Raw genomic sequence first — 26,576 nt, forward strand, 5'->3', positions numbered from 1 at the left:
TCCCTCCTTTTTTAAAACGTTCCCGGGCTCAGAATATTGTTGGGGTCCAGAAATTGTTTAAAGCGCTTCATAAGTGTATGGGCGGATTTCTGGTTGGTCCATGTAAAATCCGGCACTACCGGCGGAAAGCATTGCTGATAAGTGCCGCCTCTTTTCCCGAACCACTCCCTTAGCTCCTCTTTGGATTCATGAATGGCCTGCATCCATTCCGGATCTTTCCGGTTAACAAAGGCCCAGGTCTGAGAGCACATCACCTGGGATTTCATAGGGAAGCCGTCAAAGACCGTCAGCCTGGGGGGGCCGTGAATTTTGTGTTTTTGTGCGATCTCCATGATTTTTTCATACACCTGGGGAAACCAGGAGAGGGGATAATTCATGCTGTCGTACATATACATGTATCCGCCATTGGTGGCCTTATATCCGGCATCCGCCAGCTGTGCCGCCACAGGATGTGTGGGGGGACAAAAAAAGGTGGGCCAGGCATCAAAAAAGGTTTCTGCAATGCCGGGCAGTTCCTTTCCTTCAAGGTCGGAGCAAAGGGCCTCGACCGTTTTTCGTTTCTCCTCCAGTTCCTGTTGGCTGAATCCGTTAATGGAAAAAATCACGCAAAAATAGCAATCGTCCGGAACCAGTGAAACTCCGGTCAGCATTTTGAATCCTTCAAATTTCCATTTATCGTTGATATGCACATCAAACAGCTCCATTGCCGTAGTTTCCTGCAAAACTTCGGCACACTTCTGGATCTTTTCCAAAGGCCAATAGTAGGTGAAGAAGGACCAATAGGGCGGTCTTTTCAGGCATCGGTAGGCAATTTTAGTGACAATGCCATAGGCGCCGTTGGACTGGGCAAAAAGGCCGATAAGATCGGGGCCTGTAATATATCTGAAGAACGGGCCGAAATCGGTTTCCGCATAGGCCATGGAGCCGATATGTACGATTTCGCCAGTGGGGAGCACCACCTCAAACCCTTCCACCAGATCGATATTTCTTCCGTACCGCGTTTTTCCGAATCCATTGACCGGTGTAATTGCGGAAGCAGCCACATTGGGGCCTGGGCCGTATTCGGCTGTGGGCAGGATCATCCCTTTTTTGAACAATTCCTGGGCCAGTTTGAAAAAACTGCATCCCGGCTCAGTTACTGCTTTCATGTTTTTATCGTCAATGAGGAGAATTTTGTCCATATGGATAAAATCCAGAAGAATGCCGCCATGGAGAGGGCCGCCATGGCCGGTCATTCCAGCTGCCCCTTTGGGGGTGATGGGCACCTTGTACCGGTTGGCCAGCTTGACGATTTCCGACACATGCCGGGTTGTGACAGGCATCACGACAATTTCCGGCCGGGTCACCCAGTCGATACTCAGTGAAAAGCTGTAAGCGTAGGATTCGCACACTGTGGGAGCTGTGGAAACCATTTTGGGGCCTACGATGGCCTTGAGTTCCTTGATCAAGTTTTCATCGAGCATCGTTCATTCCTCCAACTTTCATTTTGGGAAGTGTTTTATTCATCTCTTATAATTACCGGAATTTCCAAGTCACAGTCCGCAAAATGCACAATGCTTTCTGCAATTTTATCGTAGCATTCATATCCTGCATCTCTTCAACAATCCTCGAATCTCTTTCGTCACAAGCCAGTCCGTCAGGACGTCGGGCAAAAACTTCACAAGCCTGTGTTTAACCGGGTGATTGGTCACCAGATATCGCGGTTTGGGATTCGGCGATTTAAGAGCACGGACCACCGCATTCGCCACCACACGGGGACGGACGCCGTTCCGTTTGGCCTCTTCCGCCTCGGCAGCCAGCTTTTTCCTGTTGGCCTCATAAAATATGCTGCCCTGGTACTTCGATATCCTTCCTTCAGGGTCCTTGTCCCAGAGGGGCGTGTTGATAAGGGCCGGCTCAATGACGATGACTTTGACATCAAGCGGCGATAGTTCGCAGCGCAAGGCATCCGACCAACCTTCAAGGGCATGCTTGCTGGAGGCGTAGGATCCGGAAAATGGGGTGGCCACAAATCCGGCGACACTGGACATGTTCACGATCCTGCCCTTTTTTGACAGAAGCAGGGGAAAGAAAGCCCTTGTCACCCGATGAGTGCCGAAAACGTTTACATCATATTGTTCAACGAGCCTTTCAATATCCATCTCCATCAGGGGGCCTGGGCTGAAGATGCCTGCATTGTTGACCAGGGCGAAAAGCCCCGTCCCCTTCCCGGAGATAAAATCGAAAGCCCGGTCCACCTCAACTTGGTCCGTGATGTCAAGCCTTATGGGCCTGATACTTTCTTCCCGTTTAAAAGCATCCGGTATTTCCGGCGAGATATCTGCGGCATACACGCCGAACCGGTTTTGGGCGAGCAACTCGGCGGCGGCTTTTCCTATTCCCGATGCCGCCCCGGTAACAAGCACCCACTTCTTTTCATTCATCAAAACAGATTGGTTCATGGCAACAAGCCTCCCTGCAAAACACAGCGGCCCTTGTATCCAATCATAAACATGCGCCCGCTTTTGAGCAGGCGGGAGTGGGAACCAGTAAAAGGACAAGGGGGTATCCCAAACGGTTCCCACCTGGAATTGAAGGGCGAATTTAGCGGAATGGTACTACGCAGCTCTTTGCAGCGACTCCACATTCTTCTCATCCATAAAGAGCGGATTCGGAAATCAGGATAAAGGAGTGTATTTTCGGGAGAATTCACGACCTGCCAATCAAGTACCTGTGCGGGTCCACATCATCCCTCAATATCCTAAGCTCCTCTTCCGTCGGCGGTTCGGTTTCGGTTATCTTAGGGGCTTTTAAAAGCTCGAACCCGCAGTTGTCCTCCACGTCTTTGATGGTGTAGCCCGGATTTACGGAGATCACCCGCATTCGCCTCGTTTCGGAATCGAAATCCATGACGGCCATGTTGGTGAAAACCTTGTAAGGCCCGGTTCCTTCGGGCAGACCGGCCTCATACCGGCTGTTGCCTCCCTTAAGCCAACCGGGAGTCGTGATGAAATCGCATTTTTCGACAAAGCGCCTCTTATCCTGAACGGTAAGGACCATCATCTTCCAGCAGAAGCTGCCGAAGTCGTTCGCTCCGCCGCTGCCCGGAAATCGCACCTTCGGCTTCTGGTGGGTTCCGCCGATGTAGGTGGAATTAAGGTTGCCGTACATGTCGATCTGTGCGCCCCCCAAAAAGGTATAATCGACATATCCTCTGGCACAGGTTTCCATGACGGCTCCCATGGTGGTAACCATGACCGCCTTGTGCCCTGCCCGCGAATCGCCGACTGATATGGGCATTTCGGGAAGAAGCGGGCACAGGCTTCCGGCCTCGAATATCACCGACAGGTTGGGCGAATAGGCTTTTTGGGCCAGCATGGCCGCCGCGCACGGGGCTCCGGTCCCAACCGCCACGGTGGAGCCGTCCAGAAGCTCCCTGGCTGCGACACAGATCATAAGCTCCATGGGATTATAGGCATCCGTCATCGGGCCGCCTCTTTGTACAACAGGTGTTCCATGGCTCTTAATTTGAGCATTTTATCCATCCCGCCGTTTTTGTTGATGTAATCATGATGATCCTTACAGCCGTATATGTTCTTCTGCAGGAATTCCGTAAAAGTTTCGGGGTCAGCCTCGACCTTCAGCCATTCCTTCAGGTGCTCTTCATCCGAGAAGTATTCATAGACCATGTTGCCCGGGTAGTTGCCGAACGGCACCTCGCATACCGCGTCCACCAGGAAATAGGGTATGGTGGTTTCCGAGGGGCTTTGGCGTATCTCCTCATTGGTTATGAGGCGCTCGCATGTGATAATCACCCGCTTTGCGGCGCAGGCCAGGTCATTGTCCGATTTCAGGATGCCCCGAATCCGGCAGTTCCCGAAAACATCCGCTTCGTGAACGTGGATGACCGCCACATCGGGGTACAGCGCCGGTTGAAGGGAAAGCTTCTTTCCCGTATAGGGGCACTCCATGATGATGCAGGCGCTTTGTTCAAAGGTGTCGGTGCCTAAAAGAGTGCGAGTGGGGACGAATGGGATCCCCATGGCCGCAGCCTTGAGCCTTGCGGAGATGGCGTAGTTGCTCCACTCGGTAACCTTCACCCTGCCGCTTTGCATGTATCTTCTGGCGCACGGCGACAGCCCACGAGCCTCAAGGCCCACGATATAGCTTACGTCCACCCGGTCGAAGACTTCCCCCGCGCTTAAAATCTGGAACTCGTGGGTGGTCGTGTGCCCGGCAAGCCCCATGCGCTTCCTGCCCTGCCTCAGTATCTCGTGGCAGGCCGCAATGGGCGCGCGGTTTCCGCCGAAGCCGCCCAGGGCCAGGTAATCGCCGTCATGGACAAAGGCTTCGACAGCCTTTGAAAGCGGCATGGTCTTGTCTTTCATCAGCCTGCTCTTTTGACGAAAGAACTTCCTGGCACGGTCAGGATCGGGATCCGTAAACAGCTCCCCCTTTCCCCGCTGTATTTCACTTGATACCCCGCCATCCATGCAAAACTGTCCAATCCAGTTCAAATGCATCCATACGCTCCTTGTACCCTGAACCTTTCTATCCGCTTTTTCTGGAAGAGCGGTATTGGGCCAGATTCTCTTTGATTTCATTCAGAAGTTCGCGGGAATAGAGTTTTCCCGAAAGCTCGTCCCAGAGGGGAAGGGTTTTTTCGCGGATATCCCTGATCTCCCCCGGAGACGAATTGACTATTTGCAGCCCGTACTGCTTCATGGCCTTGACGGCTTTTGCGGTGTCATCGCGGGTCAGTGCGCAGAAATCCTTTGACCATTTTTCGCGCCCTTCCGAAATGGCCTTTTGATATTGCGGCGGCAATTGGTCCCAGGCTTTGTTGCTGCATACGGTAAAGGCCGGAAAATAGCGGACCTTCGTGGTGTTTATGTATTTGAACGTCGAATAAAGCTGGGCTCCCACCACAAAGATGGCCGGCGAGATTGCCGCATCGGCGACACCGGACTTTATGGACGAAGGAATTTCCGTGACTCCCGATATCACGGGCTGCGTGCCAAGCCGCTCCAGGAATTTCCCCTCCAGAACGCCCGGCCAGATTATGAAGCGCGCCCTGGAAAAATCAGCCAGCTTGGTTACGGGAAATTTCGTTGAATATATCTGGTCGAAATCCTGGTCCAGCCACATGAGGAGCCTGAAACCGTCTGCGGCTATGAGGCCGTCGAAGCGTGAGAGCATCCTTTTCTTGATGTAGTCGACCTCTTCATAATTGTTGAAGAGAAAGGGCAGGCTCAATACTCCGACAGGCTTTGACATGTTCAGGGTTCCCTGGGCGGACAGGCCCGCGCCCTGAAGCTGCCCCACCCGCATTTTATCAAGGTACTGGCGGTCGTCTCCCATGACTCCGCCCCAGTAAACCTTTACCGCAAGGTCGCCGTCGGTGGCCCTGGAAAGGGCCGGAAGGAGGATCGCCTTGAATTCCTTGGCGTATCCGATTTCCTGGGGAGCCAGGGTGGCCACTTTCCAGCTGATTTTTTGAGCCGCCGAACATTCCCCCGTTATCGTTAGAGCCATAAGTACAGCCGCACATGAGCTCATGATCCTGTAAAAGATTGTCATGGCGTGTTCCTCCTTTCAGCGCTGATTAAATGAGACTTCTTCTGGCCGCTCTTAAAAAATCCCGGCAATAGGGATCTTTACCCAAGAGCATCCAAGTCGTTTTCAAAACCGAGCAAACCTTTTCACCCAACGGATCGAGAATGGCGGCGTCCAGGCCGGCCCCCATGAGAAGGGATAAAAAGGCGCGGTTCACGGCATGTCTTTGGGGCAACCCAAAGCTTATGTTGGAAAGCCCGCATAAAATATGAACCGAAGAATGGCTCTGCCTTATCTGCCTGACGGCTTCCAAAACCATGGCTCCCGAGGAAACGTTCGTGCTGATGGGTTGGATCAGGGGATCCACGTAAATCCGATCACTTGCAATCCCGGCGTCCTCCAGGATCTGAATAAGTCTTCCCGCTCTTTCTATTACGTCCTTTGCGGTTTTCGGTATTCCGCTGTCATCCATGCACAGGGCCACCACGCCGCAGTCATTATGCCTTAAAAACGAGAGCATCGGTTTCAGCCTGTTTTTCTCAAGGCTTATGGAGTTTACGATGGGTGGCTTATTTGCAAGAACCAGAGCATCTTCCAGCACTTTGGGGTTGGGGCTGTCTATGCACAAAGGCAGATCCACCGCCCGCTGTACGATATCCATAACCCAGGCCAGGTCAGCCGCTTCATTTTCAGCCACTAACCCTACATTCACCTCTATATGGGTCGCACCTGCGGCTTCCTGCTTCTTGGCTTCCTCACTGATAAATGCCTCATCCTTATCAACTACGGCGCGAAGGATGCTTGGCCGTGACGAGTTGAGCCTTTCTCCTATGACGGTGAACATGGCAATCTCCCTAATAGTATCCCCACTCGAATACGGCGTCCGTCATGGCCTGGATATTTTCCGTCTTTGCGTTGGCAGGTATCGAGCAGCCCGAACCAAGAATGAAACCTCCCCCTTTTCCCACTTCCTCGATCAGACGCTTACAGTAAGCCATTACCTCGTTCTTCGTCCCCATGGCCGTAAGGGATGCCGGGACGTCGCCCTTGATTACGGCCACGCCACCAAGAATTTTTTTCGCCTCGAAGATGTCGGTTGCGCCGTCCAACTCGACGACGCAACGTCCCTTCGGGATGTCCCTGAAATAATGGAGATACCTGGTCCAGTCCGTATCCATGTGCAGCCATGGCGTCAGCCCGGAGTCGACAAACCCGTGAATATAGGCCATAAGGTCGGGCAGGATGAACTCCTCGAAGAGCTTTGGGGAGACGAAGGTGGGAGAGCACCTGGAGCACCCCAGGAATACGCGTTTGACACCATTTGCCTTGGCGCCCTCCACGGCCATTGGAAGGAAAAAGTCCCTCAGCAGGTTCGCCGCCGTTTTCACCTCGTTGGGATATCTTCTAAGGTCGATCAGCGCATTTGAAATTCCTCGCGTGAAGCTGAGCATTTCCATGGCCGGGCCAATCAGTACGAACCCCACGGCAGGCTCGATTCCGGCCTCCCGGACCCGCTCTATATGACCGGCGATGGTAGCTCCGAGGGCAGCCAACTCCATCAGCGAGGACTCCATGCTCATGCCGGGATAGATGCGGTTCATGATGCGTTCGAGAAAAGGCATTACGCCTTCATTTTCGAGGAAGGCGTAGTCCTCAACACCCATGACCTCTTTTTCGTCGAACTGATGCACCTGGTTTGCGGGCAATTCCACGCCGGGTATCAACAGCCTGGCCGGGACTCCCAGCCTCAGTATGTCCGCATTGGCTGTGTCCGCAATGTAGGTTAGGTCCCATTTGAAATCGGAGGCTGTTTTCAATACGGACCTTATCCGTTTTTCCGGATCGGTCATGAGTTCCGCATTGGATATCCCGGTATATGTCGCGGCCCAGTGATCCAAAAGAGGCCCCAAAGGAACCCTGTCCGGAACTTCCAGGGCTATGGCCGCTTCAATTCGCTCGAAGGAATTCATTTTTCCGATACCTCCGAATAAACTTTTCGAGCTATGTCAACCGCCTGGATGGCGTCGGCCCCGAAATAGTCCGCGCCCATTTTTTTCCTTATGTCCTCGTTTACCACCGCGCCGCCTATGACGGTTTTCACCCTTTCGCCCAAGCCCGCCTCCTTTACGGCGTCAATGGTTGATTGAAGCGACCCGAAGGCGGTGGTGAGTAAAACACTCATGCCCACAAGCCTTGCTCCGCTGCGTTTCAGGGCCTCCACAAATTTTTCGGGCTCTGCGTCAACACCCACGTCATGGACCGTAAAACCCGAGCATTCCAACATGGTGACAACAATATTCTTGCCCAGGTCGTGGACATCGTTTTTGACGGTGCCCATCACCACCATGCCAGAGCTCCTTACCCCGGCAGCACCCTTCGGGATCAGGGGCTTTACCCGGCCCATCGCCTTGTTGAAAATGTCGCCCGAATATACCAGCTCGGAAAGGTAATATTCCCCTTGCCGGTAAAGGTTTCCCACCTCTTCCATACCTTTGGACAAGCCGTCGATAATCGTCAGGGGAGGGATATCATTCTCAATACATTTTTCGAGAACGGACTCGACGCTGTTTTCCTCCAGACCGGCCAGGGCGGATGCAAGCTGTATGGTCAGGATATGGCTCGGTTCCATGTTTGATCTCCGGTTGGATCTATCGATAAAAGGGCAAATTCATCTTCCCATGAAACGTCTTATCGGTTATTTGACGCGCCGCTTAGTGGTATCCATTCCCAAAAGCCTGCCCAGGTTTTCGCCGAAGATCTTCTTGCGGTCCTCTTCGGTAATGGCTGGGTATCCGTAGCCTTTCTGCATATCCTCTGGAATCTGGAACTCCCGCATACCCTTGACCGCTGCTGCCATCTGGAACCCGAAGCCCGCGAAGTCCGTCCCCCAGATGATCTTGTCCGGTCCCACCCACCGGAGGGCCTCGCCTATTATCTTGCCGAACTTCCGGGGTGCGCATAAGGCCCAGGGCACAAGGAGGGACAGGCAGACGTAAACATTGGGATGCCCCATTGCCACCATGTTGAGGTCGTCGCAGTAGGGATAGCCCATGTGGAAGGCCACGATTTTAAGGTCCGGGAAATCGCGGGCCACATCGTCAATGAGAACGGGCAGGGCGTACTTGGATTTTCCGGGCGGCACCCAGCAGAAGCCGGTGTGGATGTCCAGCACGATGTCGAGTTCCTCCGCCTTTTTGTAGAAGGGCCAGAGATCGGGATCGTTGATATAGGTGTCTTCGGGTGGGTAGAATTTGAAGATTTTGGCCCCCTTCTCCTTCACCCAGTACTCCATCTCCCAGATGGTGTTTTTAACCCCCTTGTGTTTGATGGGGGAGATGTTGGGCTGGTACATGAACCGGTCAGGGTTGGATTCCACCACCTTCGCCATTTCCCCGTTGGTGCACCACCGGCTGGTGTAGCCCGTTGTGTCCATCATGGATTCCGGCAGAAGGCAGGCCACGTCCACCCCGTGCTTGTCCATCGCCCGCAGGATTGCGCCGGGGTCGGCGGTCTTGATCATCTCCCATTCCTCAAGGCTTAAGAGGAACGAGTCCGGCATGCCTGTGACCATGGGCCGGGAAATGTTTTCTATTGCCTTCCACCACATCCTAACGCCAGGGAAATGGTTGACCGCCTCCATGTCGCCGATGAGATGGGCTTCCGGGTCTATCTTGAAGAAATCGTCTTTTACGTTCGTTTCCGTTGTCATGGCGGCGGTCTCCTCGACTGGTGCGTTATTGTCATATCTGGGGCAGGCCGTGGGCCTTGTTCATGAACTTGTCCACCTTGGCTTTCAGCCCCGGAGTGTCCAGCCAGAACTGAGGATAAAGCTTTTCCTTTCCCGCCAGGGGATTTACCGTGCAGCCCAGCCAGTGGGCGGTCATGAGGTCGGCGTAGCACCTGCCGCAGCGGGCGCACTTCACTATGTCCTTTTCCCTGCCTTCTTTTACTTTGGCGGGCCAGAAGGGGTCGGCGATTGACTGGCGTCCCAGGGAGATGATGTCGGTCTTGCCGCTTGAAATTGCGGCAGCGGCGGTTTCCGGGTTGATGAAGCTGGGGGTTATGACAGGCAGGCCCTTCGACGCCTCCTTGAAACCCGGAGCCCAGCGGGTGTAGTCGTTCTCGCCGTCGGGCGCAAAGGCCGCGCCTGGATTTTCGTATGAGCCCTGGGACACGTCGAAGAAGTTGGCCCCTGCGGCAGTGCACATGGCCACCACCTGCTTCACCTCCTCGTGGGTGATGCCTCCCGGCATCAGCTCGTCTCCCGAAAGGCGGACCCCCAGGGGTTTGTTGGGGCCGACGGCCTCACGAGTCTTCCCGACGATGTTGACCAGAAAACGCGCCCGGTTTTCCAGGCTTCCGCCATAGATATCGTGGCGCTGGTTGCTCCGGGGGGACAGGAACTGGTGGATGAGATAACCGTGGGGGGCGTGAACCTCCAGGGCGTCGTAACCCAGCAGGAAGGCGGCGCGGGCCTGGGCTGCGAAACGGTCTTCCAGGTCAACGATTTCGGCTATGGTCAGGGCCCTCGGGGTATCTCCGAAGATTATATGGGCCATGTCCGGCATGTGCTTAACCAGGACCTCGTAGACCAGCATCCTGAAGGCTGAGTACTCCTCATCGTTCATGTTTTGCAGGGTTTCCAGGTCGGGCAGAAGAGGGGCGACTTCCGGGGGCGCAAGGCGCTTCAACTGCTTGTGCCAGCCCTTGTTCAATTTGCGCATGTCGGTTTCCATGGGAATGGCCGAAGGGGCTCCCGCCGGGCAGTCGCGGCTTTCGGCGTGGGGGTGGCCCTGGCGGCCCCAGCCCGGGGAAAGCTGAATGCAGACCTTGACGCCGTTATAGTGGTGAAGCACATCCAGCATCTCGCTGTGAAACCGATAATAGCGCTCGTCGATCAATAGCGATGTGTTCAGGGACTCCTGCCCGCCCCAGCGGTGGGGGTTCATCACCACGCATTCGGTGATGATGAGCCCGAACCCGCCGCGTGCGCGCATGGCGTACCATGCCGTGCTCTGGTCGCTGTGGTATCCAAGGGGTCCGGTGTAGCCGGGGTTCATGGGGGCCATGGCTATGCGGTTCTTAAGCTCCATGTCTCCAATGGCGATGGGTTCGAATAGCGCGTTGATGCTCATGACTTTCTCCTTCAATGTATAGGATTACCGGTTTGTCTATCCGATCGAGCGGTTATGGCCTTTCCAGAATTCCTGCTTGAGTTCCTTTCGGAGGATCTTTCCTATCGGCGTCTTGGGGAGAGTCTCCTGAAAAACGATGCTTTTGGGGCATTTGTAACCGGCAAGTTTCGCCTTGCAATGGGCGATGAGTTCCTCTTCGGAAGCCTTTGCTTCATTCTTCAGAACCACCACGGCCTGGACTCTCTCGCCCCACCTGTCGTCCGGGGCCGATACCACTGCGCACTCCAGGACCGCCTCGTGCTGGTAAAGAACGTTTTCGGTCTCCTGGGGGTATACGTTCTCGCCTCCGGTGACTATCATGTCCGCCTTTCGATCAAGCAGAAACAGGTAGCCGTCATGGTCCAATAAGCCCATGTCGCCCATGTGGAGCCAGCCGTCCCGCAGGGTTTTTTCGGTGAGTTCCGGGTTTTTCCAGTAACCCATCATCACGTGTCGGCCCTTCACGGCCACTTCGCCGATCTGGCCCGCTGGCAGGGGCGTGCCGTCCTCATCCAGAATCCTCACCTCCGAGCACACGGAGGGCTTTCCGGCGCTGGCCAAGAGGCGCGAGTTCGGCCCGGAAACATGGTGATCCTCCATGGAAAGAAAGCTGACCGGGCCGCCTGCGGTTTCCGTGCTGCCGTAGCCCTGGGCGAAAAGGGGGCCGAAACGGCGGATGCACCTGGAAAGGTTTTCCGGCGGAAAGGGGCTCCCCGCGTATGAAAGCATTTGCAGGCTCGACAGGTCGTATTGGTCGGCCTGCGGGTACTCCATGAGCCAGGTGTAAACCGTGGGCACCAGGTTCATGTGGGTGCATTGTTCATCCTGTATGAGCCGCAGAATTTCCCCAAGGTCCATCTTCCTGTTGATGACCACCTTGCCGCCCGCCAGCAAAAGCAGGAACACCGGCCAGATGGAAACGTGAAACAGGGGCAGCACGAAACAGGTGGAATCTGTGGGGCGGACCCCGGCAATCACCGCCATAGCTGTGACCGCGGTCATGAGGTTGCGGTGGGAGAGCATGACCCCCTTGGGCTGGCCGGTGGTTCCGCCGGTGTACATCAAAACCGCCAGATCATCCTCGTGCACGTATGCATCCGGCTCGCGGTCCGGCCTGTCCCGGATCAGGTCCTCCAGGAACACCATGCCGCTTGCGGCCTTTTCCAGAGCGATGACCGGACCCAGGGAAGGTACCTGTTTGGCGATTGTGGCCGCCCTTTGCTCGTAACCCTCTCCGGCGAACAGGAGCCCCGCTTCAGAATCTTCGAGAATGTGCTTAAGTTCGTTGTCGGAGAGCCTGAAGTTGAGAGGCACCACGCATGCCCCCAGCTTGGCGGCTGCAAAATAGGCGGTCAGATATCGGTCGCTGTTTTCGCCAAGAATGGCGATCCTGACGCCCTTTTCAATGCCCCATGCGGCCAGGGCGCCCGCTAGCCGGTTCACCCGGCTGTTCAACTCCCGGTGTGTCAGCCGGACATCCTCAAACACCACCGCCGTCCGGTCTCCGTGAAAGAGCGCGCTCTTGCGGGGAATGTCACCCAGTGTATACATGGAAGCCTCCTAATGCTCCTTCTAAGCCCAGGACTTGGGCAGCCCCTGAAACTGCATAAGCATATTGCGGCTCATCTCGTTGGATATGGGCGAAAACTGAATCTGGAAGGCGTCCCTAAGATACATCTGCATGGGAAACTCCTTGCAGATGCCGTAGCCCCCCATGATTTCCGCTCCGTGCACCGCCGCGTGCAGCGCGCCCTCTGCGGCCACCAGCTTTGCCATGGTTGCCTCCACGTGATAGGGCTTTCCATTGTCGTGCAGCCACGCGGCCTTATAGGTGATGTTCCGGGCGTTCTCCAGGTTGATGAACATGTCGGCCAGGTACTTCTGGAGTATCTGGAACCGGCTGATGGGGCCGCCGAAAGCCTGGCGCTGCTGGGCGTAATTGAAGGCATACTCGTAGCAGGCCGCGATGATGCCAACGCCCATCATCGCCACCCCGATGCGCTCCGGGTTCAAGACCGCCAGCATCTCGTACCAGCCGTTGCCCCGTGTTCCCAGGATGTTTTCCCTGGGGATTTCCACGTTGTCGAAGAACACCTCAACCGAGTCGCAGTGATGGAAGCTGATCTTGGGCACCCGCCCTATGCGGATGCCCTTGGATTTTCCCGGAACCAGGAAAACCGAAAGCGACCTGCTGGGCTTCTCGTTAGGATCGGTTTTTGCTATCACGATCATGTAATCCGCCACGTGGGCCCCGGTGATGAATATCTTCTGGCCGGAGAGCACCCACGAGTCACCCTTTTCCTCTGCGGTGGTGGAAATAGAGCCCAGAATGTCGGTGCCTCCCGCCGGTTCCGTAAGGGCCATGCACATTTTTAGCTCGCCTCTGCCGAGCCTGGGCAGGAGATCGGCCTTCTGGGCCTCGCTTCCAAGCTCCGCAATGAAGCGGGTTCCGAAACCTATGGTTGCGCCCACCGCGTTGGCCACGGAAAGGGAGGCCTTGCAGATTTCCTCGAACCCGATCATTAGGTCCATCATGGGAAGGCCGTCCCCGCCGTACTGCTCAGGAATGCCCGCACTGAACATTCCGAGATCCGCGAACTTCTTCCAAAGCTCGTCCGGCACGAAATCCACGTTGTCGTCCATCCAAAGGACGTATTCGTGGGAAAGCTCCTTTTTGCAGAACCGCTGCATCTCCTGACGGAACATTTCCTGCTGTTTGGAAAGAGAAAAATCCATGTTGCCTCCTTGGAACTGTCTGGAGCCCGAAGCCCGGTTACGGCTCTTATGCTCCCGAATGTGCTGCCAGCCGGTTAAAAAAGGCACGATACGAAGCCTGGATAAAAACGATGAAATGCAAGGAGCGCGAGGAGCCAATGAGCAAGCGTACTGAAAGTACGTGGCGGAATTGGCTTTGAAGCGCGACACCGCAGTTCGCGTTTTTAGACAGGCTGCTACACGGGAGTCTGCCGGTAAGCATCCAGCAGGGCCTGGATATCGGGAGCGTGCACCAGCCAGGTTATGCCGTTCCGCTCCACAGCAAGGGCCGTTTCCATGGGCGCTCCGTCGGCGGAGCAGGCCATGACCTCCTTTGCCATGCGAAGCGCTATGGGCTTCTTGGATGCGATGAGGGCCACCGTTTTCTCGAACTTCGCGTCAAACTCATCGTCCGGAAAAACCCTTGTCAAAAGGCCCATTTCATACATCTCCCGCGCCGTGTAGTCCTTGCGCCCGGCGTATATGATCTCCCTGGCGCGAAAGAGAGGCATGCTGCGCACGATACGGGTGGTGCCGCCCCAGCCGGGGAGAATCCCCATGTTGATTTCGGTGAAGCCCATCTTGGCGGAAGCCCGCGCATACAGAAGATCGCAGCAAAGGGCCAGTTCCAGGCCGCCTGCAAGGCAGTGGCCGTTGATCCTGCCCATGATGACCTTGCCGCAAAGGGCCATGGCCCGGCCCACGTCCGCGCCCTGGTGGGCCATCCAGTCGAGGCATCTTTGATGTTCGGCAAGGGAGGGGAACACGGAAAGGTCGCCGCCCGAACAGAAGGCTTTTTCCCCCGCCCCGGTCAAAACCACGACGCCGACGGAATTTTCATCCCGCACCCGCCGGAAAGCCGAGACAAGTTCCTCGGCCATGGCCCGGTCAATGGCGTTGTGCTTGTCCGGGCGGTTCAAGGTGATGCGGCAGACAGCGGCATTGGCTTCATCAATTTCGTAACGGACGGTAGTGTAGTCGCTCATGTCGCACCTATTTCGTAACCGGCCGGAAATACGGCAGGAAGAATTTGTCGTCCAGTTTGGAGAAAACCACCTCCACCTCCATGCCGATTTTGATGTCCTCCGGCGCGCATTCCACGATCCGGGTCATCATTCGGGGGCCTTCCAAAAGGTCCACGTAGGCGATGGTGTAGGGGATGTCGGCCCAGAAGCGGGGCTCCACCATGTCGTAGGCGGTGGAAAAGGTGTAAACGACGGCCTTGCCCGAAGCCTGCCTCCATTCGATCTCCGCGCTCCAGCATTCGGGGCAGAACTTGCGGGGATAGAAAATTACCGCCTTGCAGGCCTTGCAGTGCTGCAAGAGGAGTTTCCCTTCCCTTGCTCCTTCCCAGAAGGCTTCGCTCCAGGGCTGGACAACGGGCAAGGGGCGCGTCATGTCGAACTGGTTTGCTTGGGTGTCTTGGGTGGTCATTTGGGCTCCCTCCCCCAGATGGTGGAAATGTTGTTGAATCCCGAACCGCCGGAGGTATTCTGATACACGTAGGAGCAGCCCGGAACCTGGCGTTCGCCGGCACGCCCCATGAGCTGGCGGGCCGTTTCCACGTAAACGGCGGAAGAAACCCCCGAGCCTGTGTGGCCCCGGCCCGGTGCGTCGCCGATGGTGGACCAGGGGATGTCTCCGCCGAAGGACATACGGCCTTCCAGGAAGTACTGGCCGCCCTGGCCGAAGGGCGCCACTTCGAGGGCCTCGGCCATGAGGGGATGGGCCAGGGGATAGGCCAGATAGACGTTCCAGATGCTGACGTCGTCCCTGGAAATGCCGGCCTGGGCAATGGCCTCATTGGCGGTGTCCCGCATTCCGTAGGCCATCTTTTCAAAGTTCCGCATCATGGGCGTGGCCGAGAAGTACCGGACCGACTCGCCCAGCTTGTAAGCCGCAGGTTTGCCCATCTTCCTGGCTCTCTCCGCCGAGACCACCACCATCGCGCAGCCGCCGTCCGCCAGGATGTTGGATTCCCTCTTATGCAGCGGGGTATTGAGTATTCCTGATTCAAGGACTTTCTCCGGGCTGGGAACGGCCTTGCCGAAAAAGATGGAATTGGGATCCCGTGAGGCCCAGCTCCTAAGCGCCGTGACCACCGACGCCATTTGAATGGGCGTACATCCGGTTTCGTGCATGTAGCGGTTGGCCATGAGCCCCATGATGATGTTGTAGGTGGAGCCGAACGGGTATTCCCACTGGAGGTCCACCCCGGCGATGGCGAAAAAGGCGATGAGGTCGGGAACGGCAATAGTTGAATGGACGGTCACATGATGGACCAAAACAGCGTCGGCCACTCCCGAATTGATGTACTGCTCGGCAAGGCGAAGGCAGTTGCTGGTTCCGGCGCCCCCGGCGTTCACCACGCAGGTGTCCCGGCAGTTTTCGAAGCCGAGTTCCTCCGGGAGCTTCCCGAAGGACAGTTCCGCCGTAAGCTGCGGCTGGGCCTGGGGACTCGTGGAGATGACGGCCCCGATGTCGCTTTTGGTGAGGCCCGAATCCCGCACAGCCTCCATGCAGGTGTCGTAGATGATGTCCCAGCGGCTCCGTTCCGGCATGGTTCGCGTGGGAACTTCCCCAATTCCTATGATTGCGATTTTATCGCTCTTCATGCTCCCTCCTTTTTCGCCCTGTGGCATGACCCTCCGGCGGACTTGCCGTTTTTGGTTTTCCCTCGAAAAGCTGTCATTTTCAGTCTCCCCGGCCACATATATAGTTTAGAATGAATCTTCGTTTTCACTCTATAGATTTAGAACGTCCATGTCAAGCCGAATTTTTAAAATTTTTTCGCCCCGGATTTATTATATTATAAATATATAAAATAATTATAAAAATATTCAAACTTCAAGACAGCGGAATCTGCTTGATTTTATGAAGGCATAACTATATAAAACATCTATAGTTTAGCACTGCTCACGCTTGTGACAGGGTGGGTGCTTCCGGGGAGAGGTGAAAAGTCGTGGATAAAAACAAAAAATACATGCGCATCGGCGAATTGGAAAAGGTTGCGGGCATACCCCGCACCACCATTCATTATTATACGAGGGAGGGCCTCCTTCCGCCGCCCTTCAAGACCGGCCAGACCATGGCGTATTACGATGAGAGGCATCTGGAGCGATTGAGGGAGATAGAAAGGCTGAAAAAGGAAACTGATCTTCCCCTAAGCTTTCTGCAGGAGCAAAATCGAGCCATTTCACGCACAAAACGCAAAGCAGGGAGCGCCGGGAAGTTGCCGTTCAAAGAGGAATCGCCGGACACTCCGCGCGATCAGCGTCGGCAGGAGATCGCAAAGGCCGCAATCGAAATTTTTTCCCGAAAAGGGTTCCATGAAACGACGGTGGCCGAGATCACACAGGGGCTGGGCATCTCAACAGGCACCTTCTATGTATACTTTAAGGACAAAAGGGAGCTTTTTCTGGAGGTGGTGGACGAGGTTGTGCGTGCTATAGTTGGCGGCATGGCCGTCGAGATAAAGGGCGAGGGCAACCTGTGGCGCAGGTGGGTGATAAGGGCCCGGACCTTTTTTGAAAATTTCGAGCGATATAACGAAATCCTCCACCAGCTCCGGGCGGAGATGACGCACGGAGGATGGCCTAAAGGAAGGGTTGAAGAGGTTTTCCAAAAAATCACAAGCCCTTTGGTGCAGGAAATCAAGCAGGCAGTCAATCAGGGGCTCATCCGGAACGTGGACCCTGAACTTCTGGCCTTTTCCTTGATGGGACTCATAGAGGGCGTGACCTTAAGGTCCAGGTTGGACAACAGGTACACCTTTAACCACCTGATAACTTTCGTTGGCGATATCCTCTTTGTCGGCCTCGATCCCTCTAAAGAAAAAGGGTTCGACATGGAGGGGTCTTCCCAGGAATAGCCTGCAGATAAGTAAAGTCCTGTCATTAAGCGGGGCATGGTTTTTTAAGGGAGCCCGGCAAAGAAAGGAAAGACCGGTTTTCATCCCCGGCCTTTTCGGAAATGCGGAAAATGGAAGCAAGTTGCGCTCCCTGTAATATGGAGAAAACCCTGATGGCAGGCGGGATGGATGATTTCGGCCTTCCGAAAATGGCCGCAATGGGCCTTGGGTGGAGCCTCAGATGAAGCGGATTTCCGAATGATCGAGGCCGTCGTGCAAAATCTCGGCTACGCAGGGCTGTTTCTGGCGAGCTTTCTCTCAGCCACGCTCATCCCTTTAAGCTCCGAGGGGGCGGTGGCCCTAATGGCCGGAGGAAAATTCAACCCCGTCATGATTCTGACGGTGGCCACCATTGGCAATTCACTGGGTGCGCTGGTAAACTACCTGGTAGGGATTTGGGGAGGGCGCTTTCTTTTTTCAAGATACATCAAAATTAAAGACAGCGCCCGGATCAGGGCTGAAAGAACCTACGGCAGATGGGGCGCGCCTATTCTGTTTTTCTCGTGGCTGCCCGTTGTGGGCGATCCGCTCACGCTGGCGGCGGGGGTCTTACGGGTCAACCCAGTTTCCTTTCTCCTTTGGGTTGTGGCGGGAAAAGCCTTCCGCTATTGGGCAATCCTCTGGGGTGTCGGGATATTGGCACCCTGATGCCTGCGGCAGAAATGCCATCGGCCAGGCAGCTTCGGTTTCAAGATGGGCAAAACCCGGACAAGTCATATTAGGATAAGGAAATATCCCATGCACACCGAATCCATCGAACAATGGGCGCACGACCACACCTTCGGGCAGGACGCGAAAAAGTCCGGCGAAAGGCGCACCCTGATGGTCATCTTCATCACCTTGGCCACAATGGCGGTGGAGATAACGGCGGGCATATGGTTCGACTCGATGGCCCTTTTGGCCGACGGCCTCCACATGGGCTCCCACGCCTCGGCTCTTTCCATTTCAGCTTTCGCTTACTACTACACCCGCCGTCACGCCAGTGATGCGAGGTTCAATTTCGGCACCGGCAAGGTCAACTCACTGGCGGCCTTCGCCAGCGCTGTCATGCTGGTCATCTTTGCGATGGTCATGGCCGGTGAGAGCGTGCGGCGTCTTATTTCGCCGGTATCCATCGGATTCGATCAGGCGATCCTGGTGGCTGTCATCGGTCTGATGGTCAACGGCGTCTGCCTTGTCATACTGGGCGGCAGGGGACACTCCCATGACGAGGCCGGAAAAGACGCCGATCATGAAAATGGTCGCGAAAACCGGCAGGAGGCGTGTTCGCACGACCATCACCATCAAAGGCCCAGGGACCACAACCTATGGTCGGCATACCTGCATGTGCTGGCAGACGCCCTTACGTCGGTTTTGGCCATACTGGCGCTTCTGGGCGGAAAATACCTCGGCTTAAACTGGCTTGATCCATTTATGGGCATAGTGGGCGCGGTTCTTGTGGCCCGCTGGTCCTGGGGGCTTTTGCTTTCCTCCGCGCACGTTCTGCTGGATATGGAGGCTCCCGCCCCGATAAGCGGAGAAGTGAAAAACGCCCTCGAGGCCGTTGGCGACAACCGGGTGTCGGACCTTCACGTCTGGGCCGTGGGGCCGGAAATATTCGCGGCGGAAATAGTTCTTGTCTCATCCGAGCCCCAAAGCATTGACGATTACTACGCGCTGTTGCCGAAATCGCTCGGCATCGTCCATTTGACGGTTGAAATCCGCCGGTGCGGCGCCAGCGGCTGCAAGGCCCGTTGGACCCCTTGACGGCGATGAATCCTTGCGGGCAGGCCCTTGTGCAAAAGGCGATAAAAGCCCGTTGCCCCGGCGTCCAGGATACCTTATAAGACAACCACGAGGTTTCAGACATCTTACTTTTCAGGGCAAACGGATACTTCCCATGCAACGGATATTATTAGCTTTTTCATTTCTTTCCTTCTTTCTCCTCACCTTGACTGCAACAGCCTTGGCCGACCAGTTTGAAGAGGCGAAAGCGGCATACAAACGTGGCCAATACGCCAGGGCGCTGGAACTGTTCCGGCCCCTGGCGAAAACAGGTGACGCAGCAGCTCAAAACAACCTCGGCGTGATGTACGCCAACGGCCAGGGCGTCGCAACGGACTACGCCGAAGCGATGAAATGGCTGCGGAAGGCTGCCGAACAGGATGTCGCAGAGGCCCAAAGCAATATCGGGGCGATGTATTATAACGGCCAGGGTGTGGACAAAGACTATGCCGAAGCGGCGGAATGGTATCGCAAGGCCGCTTTGCAGGGGGATACTTCGGGCCAGGTAAGGCTGGGTGAAATGTATGCCACGGGTCAGGGACTCGCCCAAAGCATCACCGAGGCTCAAAACTGGCTCTTAAGGGCTCTTGAAGGCCGTGAGGCGGCTCTTTACCATGACAGGTCCCCAATAAATCTTGGAAACGCGTCTTACTCCAGCCTTTTGACCGGACGGTTCATCCAGGCGGTGGAGACGGCAAGGGAAGGTCTGGCCCTGGATTCCGGGCAGGCATGGATACGTATCAACCTGGCCCATGCTTTGCTCTTGCAGGGCCAGCGTGACGAGGCCATGCGCGAATATGGCCAGTGCAGGACTGGCCATGAAAAAGCCTTGCTGATCGATTTCGAGATACTGAAAGCGCTTTTTCCGGAAAAGGCCGGGCTCATAGCCACTGCGGCACTGGAAATGGGCTTGTAGGCAGGACTCAAAACCGGCGGACGGTTCTTCCTTTTTGGTTTTGTTGAAGGTCGGCTTTCCCCATTGCCGGAAAGGCGAAAATATTATCCCTGCGGCCTCGGCTGCCAATGTAACCTACTGTTTTTCGCAGACTAATCATTGGAAGCGGATGACATGGAAATTGAAAAACGCCTTAAAGGCACGAGGGCGGGGGCGATTTCCCAGGAGCTGTTCACTAACAGCATCCATTTCCCGCTTGCGAACATTTTCCTGGAACTGCTGCTAAAGGGGCCCCTGGCATATTTCAGGGAGCCCGATCCTTACACGATAATATTTTCCTGCTGTGTTCAGGCCATGTTTATCGGGACCTGGAAATATCATGGAAAACCCAGCCGCCGCTTGTTGGGCAACCTTATCGCTCCCGCGCTTTATACGGGCATTGAATTTTTTTTCGAGGGCCCGATTTTTTTCACGGGACCCAACCACGTTGCTTTTCTTGGTTTCGCCTTTACCATAGGGTTGCTTCAGGAAATCGAAGAAAGGGCATCGGGCAAGTCGCATGACGTAATAACGATTTTCATTCATCTTGTGCGTACTTGCATACTGTTGGTCATGTACGGTATTTTCGAGGCCATTACCGAGCCAAAATACAACAGTATCGGAAAATTTCTTTCCAATGACAGCCATCTTTTCGTAGCAATAGTCATACCTTTATTGGGCGTTGTTTTGGGAATGGCCAATGTTACCGCCAATCGTTATTTGAGTCTTTTGCAATACACTGCCGGTCAGCTTAAAAAATATTCCGAATGGCTGTTGGGAAGGCAGCTTTTATCGGCGGCAATCACTGATTCAGAATCATTGAATCTTCAAAGAAAGAGGCGGACCGTTTTTTTCATGGATATACGGGGTTTCACGAAATGGAGCGAAGACAAGTCGCCAGAAACCGTTGTAAACATGTTGAACAACTATTTTGAAAAGGCTGAACAGATATGGAAAATATCTGATGTGATAAAGGTAAAGCATACTGCAGATGAAATAATGGCGGTTTTTCCTGATGAAAAGAGCGCGTTGAAGATAGCCATGACCATCAGCCATGAAATAAACAATTTTTTGAAACAATACGGGCTCTCGTCAGGTGCAGGGGTCCACGCTGGCCATTTGGTGGAAGGCCTGGTCGGGAGCAGGGAGGTAAAGGTTTATGACGTAATCGGGGACACCGTCAACACAGCCAAAAGAATATGCGACCACGCGCTTGGAGGCGAGGTTCTGATCTCTGAGGAAATCCATGACAAGGTAAAGGATATTGAAGTCAATCCCGAACCCAGGTTTTTACAGGCCAAGGGGAAGAGCAAGCCTTTGAAGGTTTTTTCCCTGCAATGAAAATTTGGGCTCTTTCCAGAAAAGTTCATCACGCATAAGGTTACGTGTTCGCGCCGCCTTCGGGTAGCCCGGCCCGCCCCCGAAGCGTTGGCCGCTCAAGGCTTGGATTTTGGTTGAGGGATCATCCTTTTCGTTAGCCAAGCCTCGGACATCTCCGCGATTTTTTCAAGGGTGCTCTCCTTCATGAGAACGCTTCTTGATGCGGGATTTTCCGCCCGTGAGAAAAACGGCTTGGAGGCTTTTTAACGGCGTTTCAGGCGAGGGCGTTGAGGGCGGCTTCCACCGACTCGTCTAGCTGGAAGATGGAGTCGAAACCGGAGACTTCGAACACTTCCTTTATTGCGCCGGTCACGTTGGCGAAACGCACCTGTTTCCCCTTGGCCGAGAGGAGCTTGGCGGTCACCAGAAGGCCCCGCAGGCCGGCGCTGGATATGTACTCCAGGCCCGTGAAATCCGCCACGAAATGGCAGTCGTCCCCTTCGATCAGAACCCGCACGTTTTTTTCGTACTGCGGAGCGGTGACGGCGTCCAGCCTGCCGGTAAGGGTCATGACGGTCGCGCCGCCTGCTTTTTGCGTAAGAATCTCCATTTATGGTTCTCCCTGAATGGTATTCGTCAGCTTTTTTTCATGGTAAGCACTATACGGTTCCGGTCATTGATCCTGTGATATTCGATATTTTCGGTAAGGTTGCGGATGATGGAAAGCCCCATCTCGTCGGGCAGCCCCCCGCTTTCAAGCGGATTGGCGGACGGGCCTCCGCTTTCCCATGTCAGCTCCAGTTTTTCGGTCTTTTCGGAAAAGGCGATGGTTATGTTCAAAGTCGCTGAACCCAGGATCGGCGCGTGGACCTGCAGCATCTCCTCGACAAGCAGAAGCAGGCCGTGCCTGGTCTTTTTCGGCAAAATGTGCTTTTCGCAGAAGGCCTCTATCTCGGCGTTCATGGCATAGAGGTCGTAATCGGGCGAAGTTATGGTCCAGCCGAGGCTCCGTATCCTGTGGATGAAGGCCTTCGTCTTCTCGCGCCTGGGGTTTTCGAAAATCTCCTCCGGCGTCCCTTCCTCGTAAATGCCCCCCTCGTCCATGTAGAGAACCCGGCTCGCCACGTCCCGGGCGAAATCCATCTCGTGGGTTACTATGGCCATGGTCATGCCGTCCTCCGCCAGACGCCGGATGACCGAGAGCACCTCGCTTACCATTGTTGGGTCAAGGGCGGACGTGGGCTCGTCAAAGAGTATTATCTCAGGCTCCATGGCCATGCACCGGGCTATGGCCACCCGCTGTTTCTGGCCGCCGGAAAGCTCGTCGGGATAGCTTTGCGCCTTTTCGGCGAGCCCCACAAGCCGCAGAAGCTCCATGGATTTGCGCTCCGCGTCCCGCCGGTTGAGGCCCTTGAGCTTCATGGGGGCTACGGTCAGGTTTTCCAGGGTGGTCAGGTGATCGAAAAGGTTGAAGGACTGGAAGACCATGTTCATTTTTCGGCGGATTTTGGGCACGTCCGTTTTTTTGTCTAAAATGTCCACTCCGTCTATGTGTATGGAGCCTGCGCTCGGTCGTTCCAGCAGGTTGAGGCAGCGCAGGAAGGTGCTCTTGCCGCTGCCGGAAGGACCGATTATGGCGATGACCTCCCCCTTGTTTATCTCGATGGAGATGTCTTTGAGCACCTCGGTATCGCCGAAGTTCTTGGAAAGGCCCTCAACCGTTATCATGCCGCCCCTCCGTTTCTACGCCTGAGCCTCGGATTGGTCCTCTTGTCCAGGTAGTCAAGCGACAGCATCAGAAACCAGGAAATGGAAAAATAAAGCACCGCCACCATCACAAGCGGAAAAAACGCGTCAAAGGTCCGGCTGCGGATTATGTCGCTGGCCTTGGTGAGGTCCTGCACCGCTATATACCCCACGATGGAGGTCATCTTCACGAGGGTGATGAAATCCCCCTTGTAAACCGGGATTATGCGCCGCACTGTCTGGGGCAGGATGATGGTGACGAAGGTTCCGGCCCTGGTGAAACCCATGGCGATGCCCGCCTCGGCCTGCCCCTTGTCCACTCCCTCTATGCCTGATCGGAATATCTCGGCCACGTAGGCGGCGAAGTTGAGCCCGAAGGCTATAACCGAGACCAGCACAGGGCTTATGTTGACCGAGGCGAAGACGACGTAATAGATCAGCATCAGCAGGACCAGCACCGGAATGCCGCGCAGAACGGAGATATAGACCTGGGCTGGCAGGTTCAGCAGGCGTTTTTTCGACATTCGCATGAAACAGACCAGCCCGCCCAGAAGCGTTCCCAGTATGGTGGAAAACACAGAGATCACCATGGTGGTTTTGAGCCCGTCCCAAATCAGCAGGTATCGGTTTTCCAGTATGATGTTGCTGTGAAAGCTCTCTCCGAGCCCCTTGAAAAACGCGGAGAACGCCCCTTTTTTTTCGGGCGGGGTCGGTTTTTGATATTGGGCTATGTTTTTCTTCAGGGCAAAGGCCACGGAGTGCAGCTCGTGATAGGGATCGGAAAAGGCGATCCGCTTTTTCCTTTCCTCGGTTATGGCTATGGTTGCGCCGACCATGTCTATTTTTTTGGTGGCCGCCGCAGCTATGATGCTGCCGAACTCCATGTCGTCGTACTTGATCCTTTTGCCGATGAACGCGCCGAACCTGTCCAGAAGCTCCACGTTGAAGCCGATCAGCTTTCCGTCCTTCACGATGGCGAAGGGAAGCCCGTTGTCGCCCAGGATTCCCACCGTCAGCACTTCATCGGTGGAAGCGGGGGGGATGACCGGCATGACGGTGTCGCCTTTTTCCATCCAGCGTTTCACCATGTCGTCATACTGGCCGTTTTCCCTTATGTGCTTCAGAAAACGGTTGAACGCGGCCAGAAGCTCCACGCTTTCCTTGTTGAAACCGATGGCAGCCTGGCTGGACCAGAGGGGCTCGCCAAGGACCGCAAGCTCCTTGGCCTCCCTAAGGAAAATGGCCACCTCGTCGTAGGTGTAGACCGCCGCGTCGGCCTTCCCGGATTTGAGGGCCAGTATCATGTCAAAGGGCGTCTTGAAATGAAGCACTGTGGCCTTGGGAAAGGTCTTCGTGGCCCACTTGTCGTGGGTGGTGCCCAAAATGACCGCTATTCGCTTGTCGTATAAATCGTTCACGGAGTACAAAAGCCCGGCGGCGTTTTTATCCCCGACAGGCTTTTTTACGATCATCACCTGCTTGTTGGCGAAATATGGCTCGGAGAAATCCACCGATTTTCTGCGCTCGCCGGTGGCCGTCATGCCGCTTATGATGCAATCGATTTTACCCGATTGAAGGGCCGGAATAAGGGCCATGAATTTCATGTTGAAAAACTCAACGGGCCTTTTTAGCCTTGCCGCAATTATTCTGGCCAGTTCCGCGTCATGGCCCGAAACCTTTCCGTTTTTGTCCACAAAGGAAACCGGCTCGCGGGTGGCGGTAACTCCCACTTTAAAAACCGGCCCCTCGGTGGAGGCCTGGGGGCTTTTGTCCTCGTAGGGCGAAAGATCAGCCTTGAGCCAGCGCCTTTTCATGTCAGAAAGGGTGCCGTCGCTTTTAAGCTCCGCAATGATCCTGTTCAAGGCGGCCAGCATTTCCGGGTCGCCTTTTTTAAGGGCGATGGCCGTGTCCTCGTTGGTAAGGGGTTCGGGAATGATCGTAAATTCGCGGTTCAGCTTCAGAAGATGGATGGCGGTGGGCTCGGAGATCACCACAGCGTCCAGTTGACCCGAACTCATGGCGGCGATTCCGTCCATTACATCGTCAAAGCTCTGAAGGTCGGCTTCGGGAAACCTGGCCTTTGCCACGGCTTCCCCGGTTGAGCCCACCATTACGCCGATTCTGGCGTGTTCGGCGTCCTTGAGCGTCGACAAGGCTGTCTCTTGCCCATTGCAGCCTGCTGTGAAAACGGCGGAAAAAACCGCCAGCAATATTGCTGAAACAAACCTCGCCATGCGAACTTTCCTTACTCTCCTGCCTGGCCGGAAAAATGGCTGGTAAAAAGCGCCTGATGGAACCCGTCACCAAAAACGTTTCGGGACGGGTTCCGATGACAGAAAGACCGATCCTTTATTTCTGCTTGGGCTCGCGCACGAGGGCCGCTATTCCGCCCGTGTAGTAAGGCTCGGAGAAAAGGACTTTTTGGGCCCGCTCCTCAGTGACCGTTATGCAGGCTGCGATCATATCAACCTTGCCTGAGATCAGGGCGGGAATCATCGCACCGAAATCCATGTTGACGATCTCCAGCTTCTTTCCGAGCTTCCGGGCCACGTGCTGCGCCAGCTCGATGTCGAAACCCACCACTTTCCGGGAGGCGTCCATGAATGAAAAAGGCTCGGTGATGGCTGCTGTGCCGAGCCTCAGCACTCCCGCCTCGCCGGTTAAGGGCAGGTCGGGCATGTTCGCCGGAGCGCCGGATTTGGGAAACCACCTCAGCATCATGGAGTCGTATGCGCCGCTTGCCTTGAGTTCGGCCAGAACGCCGTCGATGGCCGTTTTCAGTTCCTTGTTGTCGATGCCCACTGCCACCGCGTAGTTGTCCACGGTTATCATTTCAGGCAGCACCACAAGCCCGCTGTTTTTTGCGGCGATGTTCTTCAGGATGGGCTCGTCATAGGCCGCCACATCCGCCTTGCCGGTTTTTACCGCAAGCGCTGCGTCAAGAACGCTGTTGAAGTACTGGAACTTGGCCTTGGGGAACTTCGACAGAACCAGCTTGTCGGCGGCTGTCCCGGACGGAACGGCGAACTCGCTCTCACTCAGTTGGGAAAGGCTCGTTATTTCGGCCTTGCCCTTGCAGCCCGCAGCGGCCAGCAGCAGCAGTATTGCAATTCCGCAAAAGACAGTCTTCGCTTTTTTGGTCTTCATGACGGTGCTTCTCCTTATTGTGGGTTGCCCGGCAAATCATGCAGCGAAACCGCCTGAAATGAATCGGGGGGGCCTGGTATCCGGGTTCCGATGACTGATCCGGGCGTTAAAATTCATCCCTCGCCATGATCGATTTTAAACCGAAGCCTTATCGTAATCCTTCCCCCATGTAAACAAAATCAGAATAAGGCGGGTCGGCATGTGCTCCCATCCGGGCAAATTCCTTGACAGGATTTCAAAAAAGGGAAAAAAGTAACTATATGTAAAATTGTCCGTAAGGGCTCGATTGCGG

General features: G+C 55.2%; 24 protein-coding genes. 5 read left to right on the forward strand and 19 right to left on the reverse strand.

The window, feature by feature from the left end; all coding sequences use genetic code 11:
- Positions 1-11 precede the first annotated feature (11 nt).
- The 15 genes from HZB23_03055 to HZB23_03125 all read right to left on the reverse strand — a co-directional run bounded on the left by HZB23_03055 (position 12) and on the right by HZB23_03125 (position 16,078).
- Positions 12-1,463, reverse strand: a complete 1,452-nt coding sequence (locus HZB23_03055; GenBank protein ID MBI5843632.1) for an FAD-binding oxidoreductase — start codon at positions 1,461-1,463, stop codon at positions 12-14.
- A 117-nt stretch (positions 1,464-1,580) separates the two neighbouring features.
- Complete coding sequence (locus tag HZB23_03060; protein ID MBI5843633.1) at positions 1,581-2,441, reverse strand: SDR family oxidoreductase; 861 nt, start codon at positions 2,439-2,441, stop codon at positions 1,581-1,583.
- A 247-nt stretch (positions 2,442-2,688) separates the two neighbouring features.
- Positions 2,689-3,465 (reverse strand): 3-oxoacid CoA-transferase, encoded by a 777-nt coding sequence (locus HZB23_03065; GenBank protein ID MBI5843634.1) that lies wholly within the window; start codon positions 3,463-3,465, stop codon positions 2,689-2,691.
- Positions 3,462-4,472, reverse strand: coding sequence for a CoA transferase subunit A (locus HZB23_03070; protein MBI5843635.1), 1,011 nt, complete (start codon positions 4,470-4,472; stop codon positions 3,462-3,464). Before HZB23_03070 ends, HZB23_03065 begins: the two co-directional genes overlap by 4 nt.
- 58 nt (positions 4,473-4,530) lie before the next feature.
- Positions 4,531-5,559 (reverse strand): TRAP transporter substrate-binding protein DctP, encoded by a 1,029-nt coding sequence (dctP, locus tag HZB23_03075; GenBank protein ID MBI5843636.1) that lies wholly within the window; start codon positions 5,557-5,559, stop codon positions 4,531-4,533.
- 25 nt (positions 5,560-5,584) lie between these two features.
- Positions 5,585-6,379 (reverse strand): dihydropteroate synthase, encoded by a 795-nt coding sequence (locus tag HZB23_03080; protein MBI5843637.1) that lies wholly within the window; start codon positions 6,377-6,379, stop codon positions 5,585-5,587.
- A gap of 10 nt (positions 6,380-6,389) precedes the next feature.
- A complete protein-coding gene (locus HZB23_03085; GenBank protein MBI5843638.1) occupies positions 6,390-7,505 on the reverse strand; it encodes a hypothetical protein in 1,116 nt (371 codons plus the stop codon).
- Positions 7,502-8,164 carry a cobalamin B12-binding domain-containing protein gene (locus HZB23_03090; protein ID MBI5843639.1) on the reverse strand — a complete coding sequence of 221 codons (663 nt, stop codon included), beginning with the start codon at positions 8,162-8,164 and terminating at the stop codon, positions 7,502-7,504. Before HZB23_03090 ends, HZB23_03085 begins: the two co-directional genes overlap by 4 nt.
- A 66-nt stretch (positions 8,165-8,230) precedes the next feature.
- Complete coding sequence (locus HZB23_03095) at positions 8,231-9,244, reverse strand: amidohydrolase (protein MBI5843640.1); 1,014 nt, start codon at positions 9,242-9,244, stop codon at positions 8,231-8,233.
- Positions 9,245-9,275: 31 nt separating this feature from the next.
- Positions 9,276-10,670: an NADH:flavin oxidoreductase gene (locus HZB23_03100; protein ID MBI5843641.1), complete on the reverse strand. Its 1,395-nt coding sequence runs from the start codon at positions 10,668-10,670 to the stop codon at positions 9,276-9,278.
- Between the two features lie 36 nt (positions 10,671-10,706).
- Positions 10,707-12,260, reverse strand: coding sequence for a long-chain-fatty-acid--CoA ligase (locus HZB23_03105; GenBank protein ID MBI5843642.1), 1,554 nt, complete (start codon positions 12,258-12,260; stop codon positions 10,707-10,709).
- A gap of 21 nt (positions 12,261-12,281) precedes the next feature.
- The gene (locus tag HZB23_03110; GenBank protein MBI5843643.1) at positions 12,282-13,445 is read right to left on the reverse strand and encodes an acyl-CoA/acyl-ACP dehydrogenase; all 1,164 of its coding nucleotides are present in this window, start codon (positions 13,443-13,445) and stop codon (positions 12,282-12,284) included.
- A gap of 215 nt (positions 13,446-13,660) precedes the next feature.
- The gene (locus HZB23_03115) at positions 13,661-14,449 is read right to left on the reverse strand and encodes an enoyl-CoA hydratase/isomerase family protein (GenBank protein MBI5843644.1); all 789 of its coding nucleotides are present in this window, start codon (positions 14,447-14,449) and stop codon (positions 13,661-13,663) included.
- Between the two features lie 7 nt (positions 14,450-14,456).
- Positions 14,457-14,897, reverse strand: coding sequence for a Zn-ribbon domain-containing OB-fold protein (locus tag HZB23_03120; GenBank protein MBI5843645.1), 441 nt, complete (start codon positions 14,895-14,897; stop codon positions 14,457-14,459).
- On the reverse strand, positions 14,894-16,078 hold the full coding sequence (locus tag HZB23_03125) for a thiolase family protein (GenBank protein MBI5843646.1): 1,185 nt from the start codon (positions 16,076-16,078) through the stop codon (positions 14,894-14,896). The genes HZB23_03120 and HZB23_03125 overlap by 4 nt, the downstream gene beginning before the upstream one ends.
- Positions 16,079-16,425: 347 nt before the next feature.
- On the opposite strand from HZB23_03125, the gene HZB23_03130 reads away from it, so the two are divergent.
- The 5 genes from HZB23_03130 to HZB23_03150 all read left to right on the forward strand — a co-directional run bounded on the left by HZB23_03130 (position 16,426) and on the right by HZB23_03150 (position 21,412).
- On the forward strand, positions 16,426-17,334 hold the full coding sequence (locus HZB23_03130) for a MerR family transcriptional regulator (GenBank protein MBI5843647.1): 909 nt from the start codon (positions 16,426-16,428) through the stop codon (positions 17,332-17,334).
- Positions 17,335-17,571: 237 nt separating this feature from the next.
- The gene (locus tag HZB23_03135; GenBank protein MBI5843648.1) at positions 17,572-18,021 is read left to right on the forward strand and encodes a DedA family protein; all 450 of its coding nucleotides are present in this window, start codon (positions 17,572-17,574) and stop codon (positions 18,019-18,021) included.
- Between the two features lie 90 nt (positions 18,022-18,111).
- Positions 18,112-19,119 (forward strand): CDF family Co(II)/Ni(II) efflux transporter DmeF, encoded by a 1,008-nt coding sequence (dmeF, locus tag HZB23_03140; GenBank protein ID MBI5843649.1) that lies wholly within the window; start codon positions 18,112-18,114, stop codon positions 19,117-19,119.
- A 133-nt stretch (positions 19,120-19,252) separates the two neighbouring features.
- Positions 19,253-20,053, forward strand: coding sequence for a sel1 repeat family protein (locus HZB23_03145; GenBank protein ID MBI5843650.1), 801 nt, complete (start codon positions 19,253-19,255; stop codon positions 20,051-20,053).
- 153 nt (positions 20,054-20,206) lie between these two features.
- Complete coding sequence (locus HZB23_03150) at positions 20,207-21,412, forward strand: adenylate/guanylate cyclase domain-containing protein (protein MBI5843651.1); 1,206 nt, start codon at positions 20,207-20,209, stop codon at positions 21,410-21,412.
- 253 nt (positions 21,413-21,665) lie between these two features.
- Here the strand turns inward: HZB23_03150 and HZB23_03155 are convergent, their stop codons facing one another.
- The 4 genes from HZB23_03155 to HZB23_03170 form a co-directional block, all read right to left on the reverse strand.
- Entirely contained in the window at positions 21,666-22,001 is a 336-nt protein-coding gene (locus HZB23_03155; protein ID MBI5843652.1) for an STAS domain-containing protein, read from the reverse strand.
- Positions 22,002-22,027: 26 nt separating this feature from the next.
- Entirely contained in the window at positions 22,028-23,119 is a 1,092-nt protein-coding gene (locus HZB23_03160) for an ATP-binding cassette domain-containing protein (GenBank protein ID MBI5843653.1), read from the reverse strand.
- Positions 23,116-25,371, reverse strand: a complete 2,256-nt coding sequence (locus HZB23_03165; protein MBI5843654.1) for an ABC transporter substrate-binding protein/permease — start codon at positions 25,369-25,371, stop codon at positions 23,116-23,118. Before HZB23_03165 ends, HZB23_03160 begins: the two co-directional genes overlap by 4 nt.
- Before the next feature lie 115 nt (positions 25,372-25,486).
- Positions 25,487-26,284: a transporter substrate-binding domain-containing protein gene (locus HZB23_03170; GenBank protein ID MBI5843655.1), complete on the reverse strand. Its 798-nt coding sequence runs from the start codon at positions 26,282-26,284 to the stop codon at positions 25,487-25,489.
- Between the last annotated feature and the right edge of the window lie 292 nt (positions 26,285-26,576).

The organism is Deltaproteobacteria bacterium (genome assembly GCA_016235345.1).
In the GTDB taxonomy this organism is placed as follows: Bacteria; Desulfobacterota; Desulfobacteria; order Desulfobacterales; family Desulfatibacillaceae; genus JACRLG01.

Coding starts and splice junctions, on each gene's coding strand:
- HZB23_03055 (MBI5843632.1), bottom strand. CDS start 1,463: ATGCTCGATGAAAACTTGATCAAGGAACTCAAGGCCATCGTAGGCCCC.
- HZB23_03060 (MBI5843633.1), bottom strand. CDS start 2,441: ATGAACCAATCTGTTTTGATGAATGAAAAGAAGTGGGTGCTTGTTACC.
- HZB23_03065 (MBI5843634.1), bottom strand. CDS start 3,465: ATGACGGATGCCTATAATCCCATGGAGCTTATGATCTGTGTCGCAGCC.
- HZB23_03070 (MBI5843635.1), bottom strand. CDS start 4,472: ATGGATGGCGGGGTATCAAGTGAAATACAGCGGGGAAAGGGGGAGCTG.
- dctP (MBI5843636.1), bottom strand. CDS start 5,559: ATGACAATCTTTTACAGGATCATGAGCTCATGTGCGGCTGTACTTATG.
- HZB23_03080 (MBI5843637.1), bottom strand. CDS start 6,379: ATGTTCACCGTCATAGGAGAAAGGCTCAACTCGTCACGGCCAAGCATC.
- HZB23_03085 (MBI5843638.1), bottom strand. CDS start 7,505: ATGAATTCCTTCGAGCGAATTGAAGCGGCCATAGCCCTGGAAGTTCCG.
- HZB23_03090 (MBI5843639.1), bottom strand. CDS start 8,164: ATGGAACCGAGCCATATCCTGACCATACAGCTTGCATCCGCCCTGGCC.
- HZB23_03095 (MBI5843640.1), bottom strand. CDS start 9,244: ATGACAACGGAAACGAACGTAAAAGACGATTTCTTCAAGATAGACCCG.
- HZB23_03100 (MBI5843641.1), bottom strand. CDS start 10,670: ATGAGCATCAACGCGCTATTCGAACCCATCGCCATTGGAGACATGGAG.
- HZB23_03105 (MBI5843642.1), bottom strand. CDS start 12,260: ATGTATACACTGGGTGACATTCCCCGCAAGAGCGCGCTCTTTCACGGA.
- HZB23_03110 (MBI5843643.1), bottom strand. CDS start 13,445: ATGGATTTTTCTCTTTCCAAACAGCAGGAAATGTTCCGTCAGGAGATG.
- HZB23_03115 (MBI5843644.1), bottom strand. CDS start 14,449: ATGAGCGACTACACTACCGTCCGTTACGAAATTGATGAAGCCAATGCC.
- HZB23_03120 (MBI5843645.1), bottom strand. CDS start 14,897: ATGACCACCCAAGACACCCAAGCAAACCAGTTCGACATGACGCGCCCC.
- HZB23_03125 (MBI5843646.1), bottom strand. CDS start 16,078: ATGAAGAGCGATAAAATCGCAATCATAGGAATTGGGGAAGTTCCCACG.
- HZB23_03135 (MBI5843648.1), top strand. CDS start 17,572: ATGATCGAGGCCGTCGTGCAAAATCTCGGCTACGCAGGGCTGTTTCTG.
- dmeF (MBI5843649.1), top strand. CDS start 18,112: ATGCACACCGAATCCATCGAACAATGGGCGCACGACCACACCTTCGGG.
- HZB23_03145 (MBI5843650.1), top strand. CDS start 19,253: ATGCAACGGATATTATTAGCTTTTTCATTTCTTTCCTTCTTTCTCCTC.
- HZB23_03150 (MBI5843651.1), top strand. CDS start 20,207: ATGGAAATTGAAAAACGCCTTAAAGGCACGAGGGCGGGGGCGATTTCC.
- HZB23_03155 (MBI5843652.1), bottom strand. CDS start 22,001: ATGGAGATTCTTACGCAAAAAGCAGGCGGCGCGACCGTCATGACCCTT.
- HZB23_03160 (MBI5843653.1), bottom strand. CDS start 23,119: ATGATAACGGTTGAGGGCCTTTCCAAGAACTTCGGCGATACCGAGGTG.
- HZB23_03165 (MBI5843654.1), bottom strand. CDS start 25,371: ATGGCGAGGTTTGTTTCAGCAATATTGCTGGCGGTTTTTTCCGCCGTT.
- HZB23_03170 (MBI5843655.1), bottom strand. CDS start 26,284: ATGAAGACCAAAAAAGCGAAGACTGTCTTTTGCGGAATTGCAATACTG.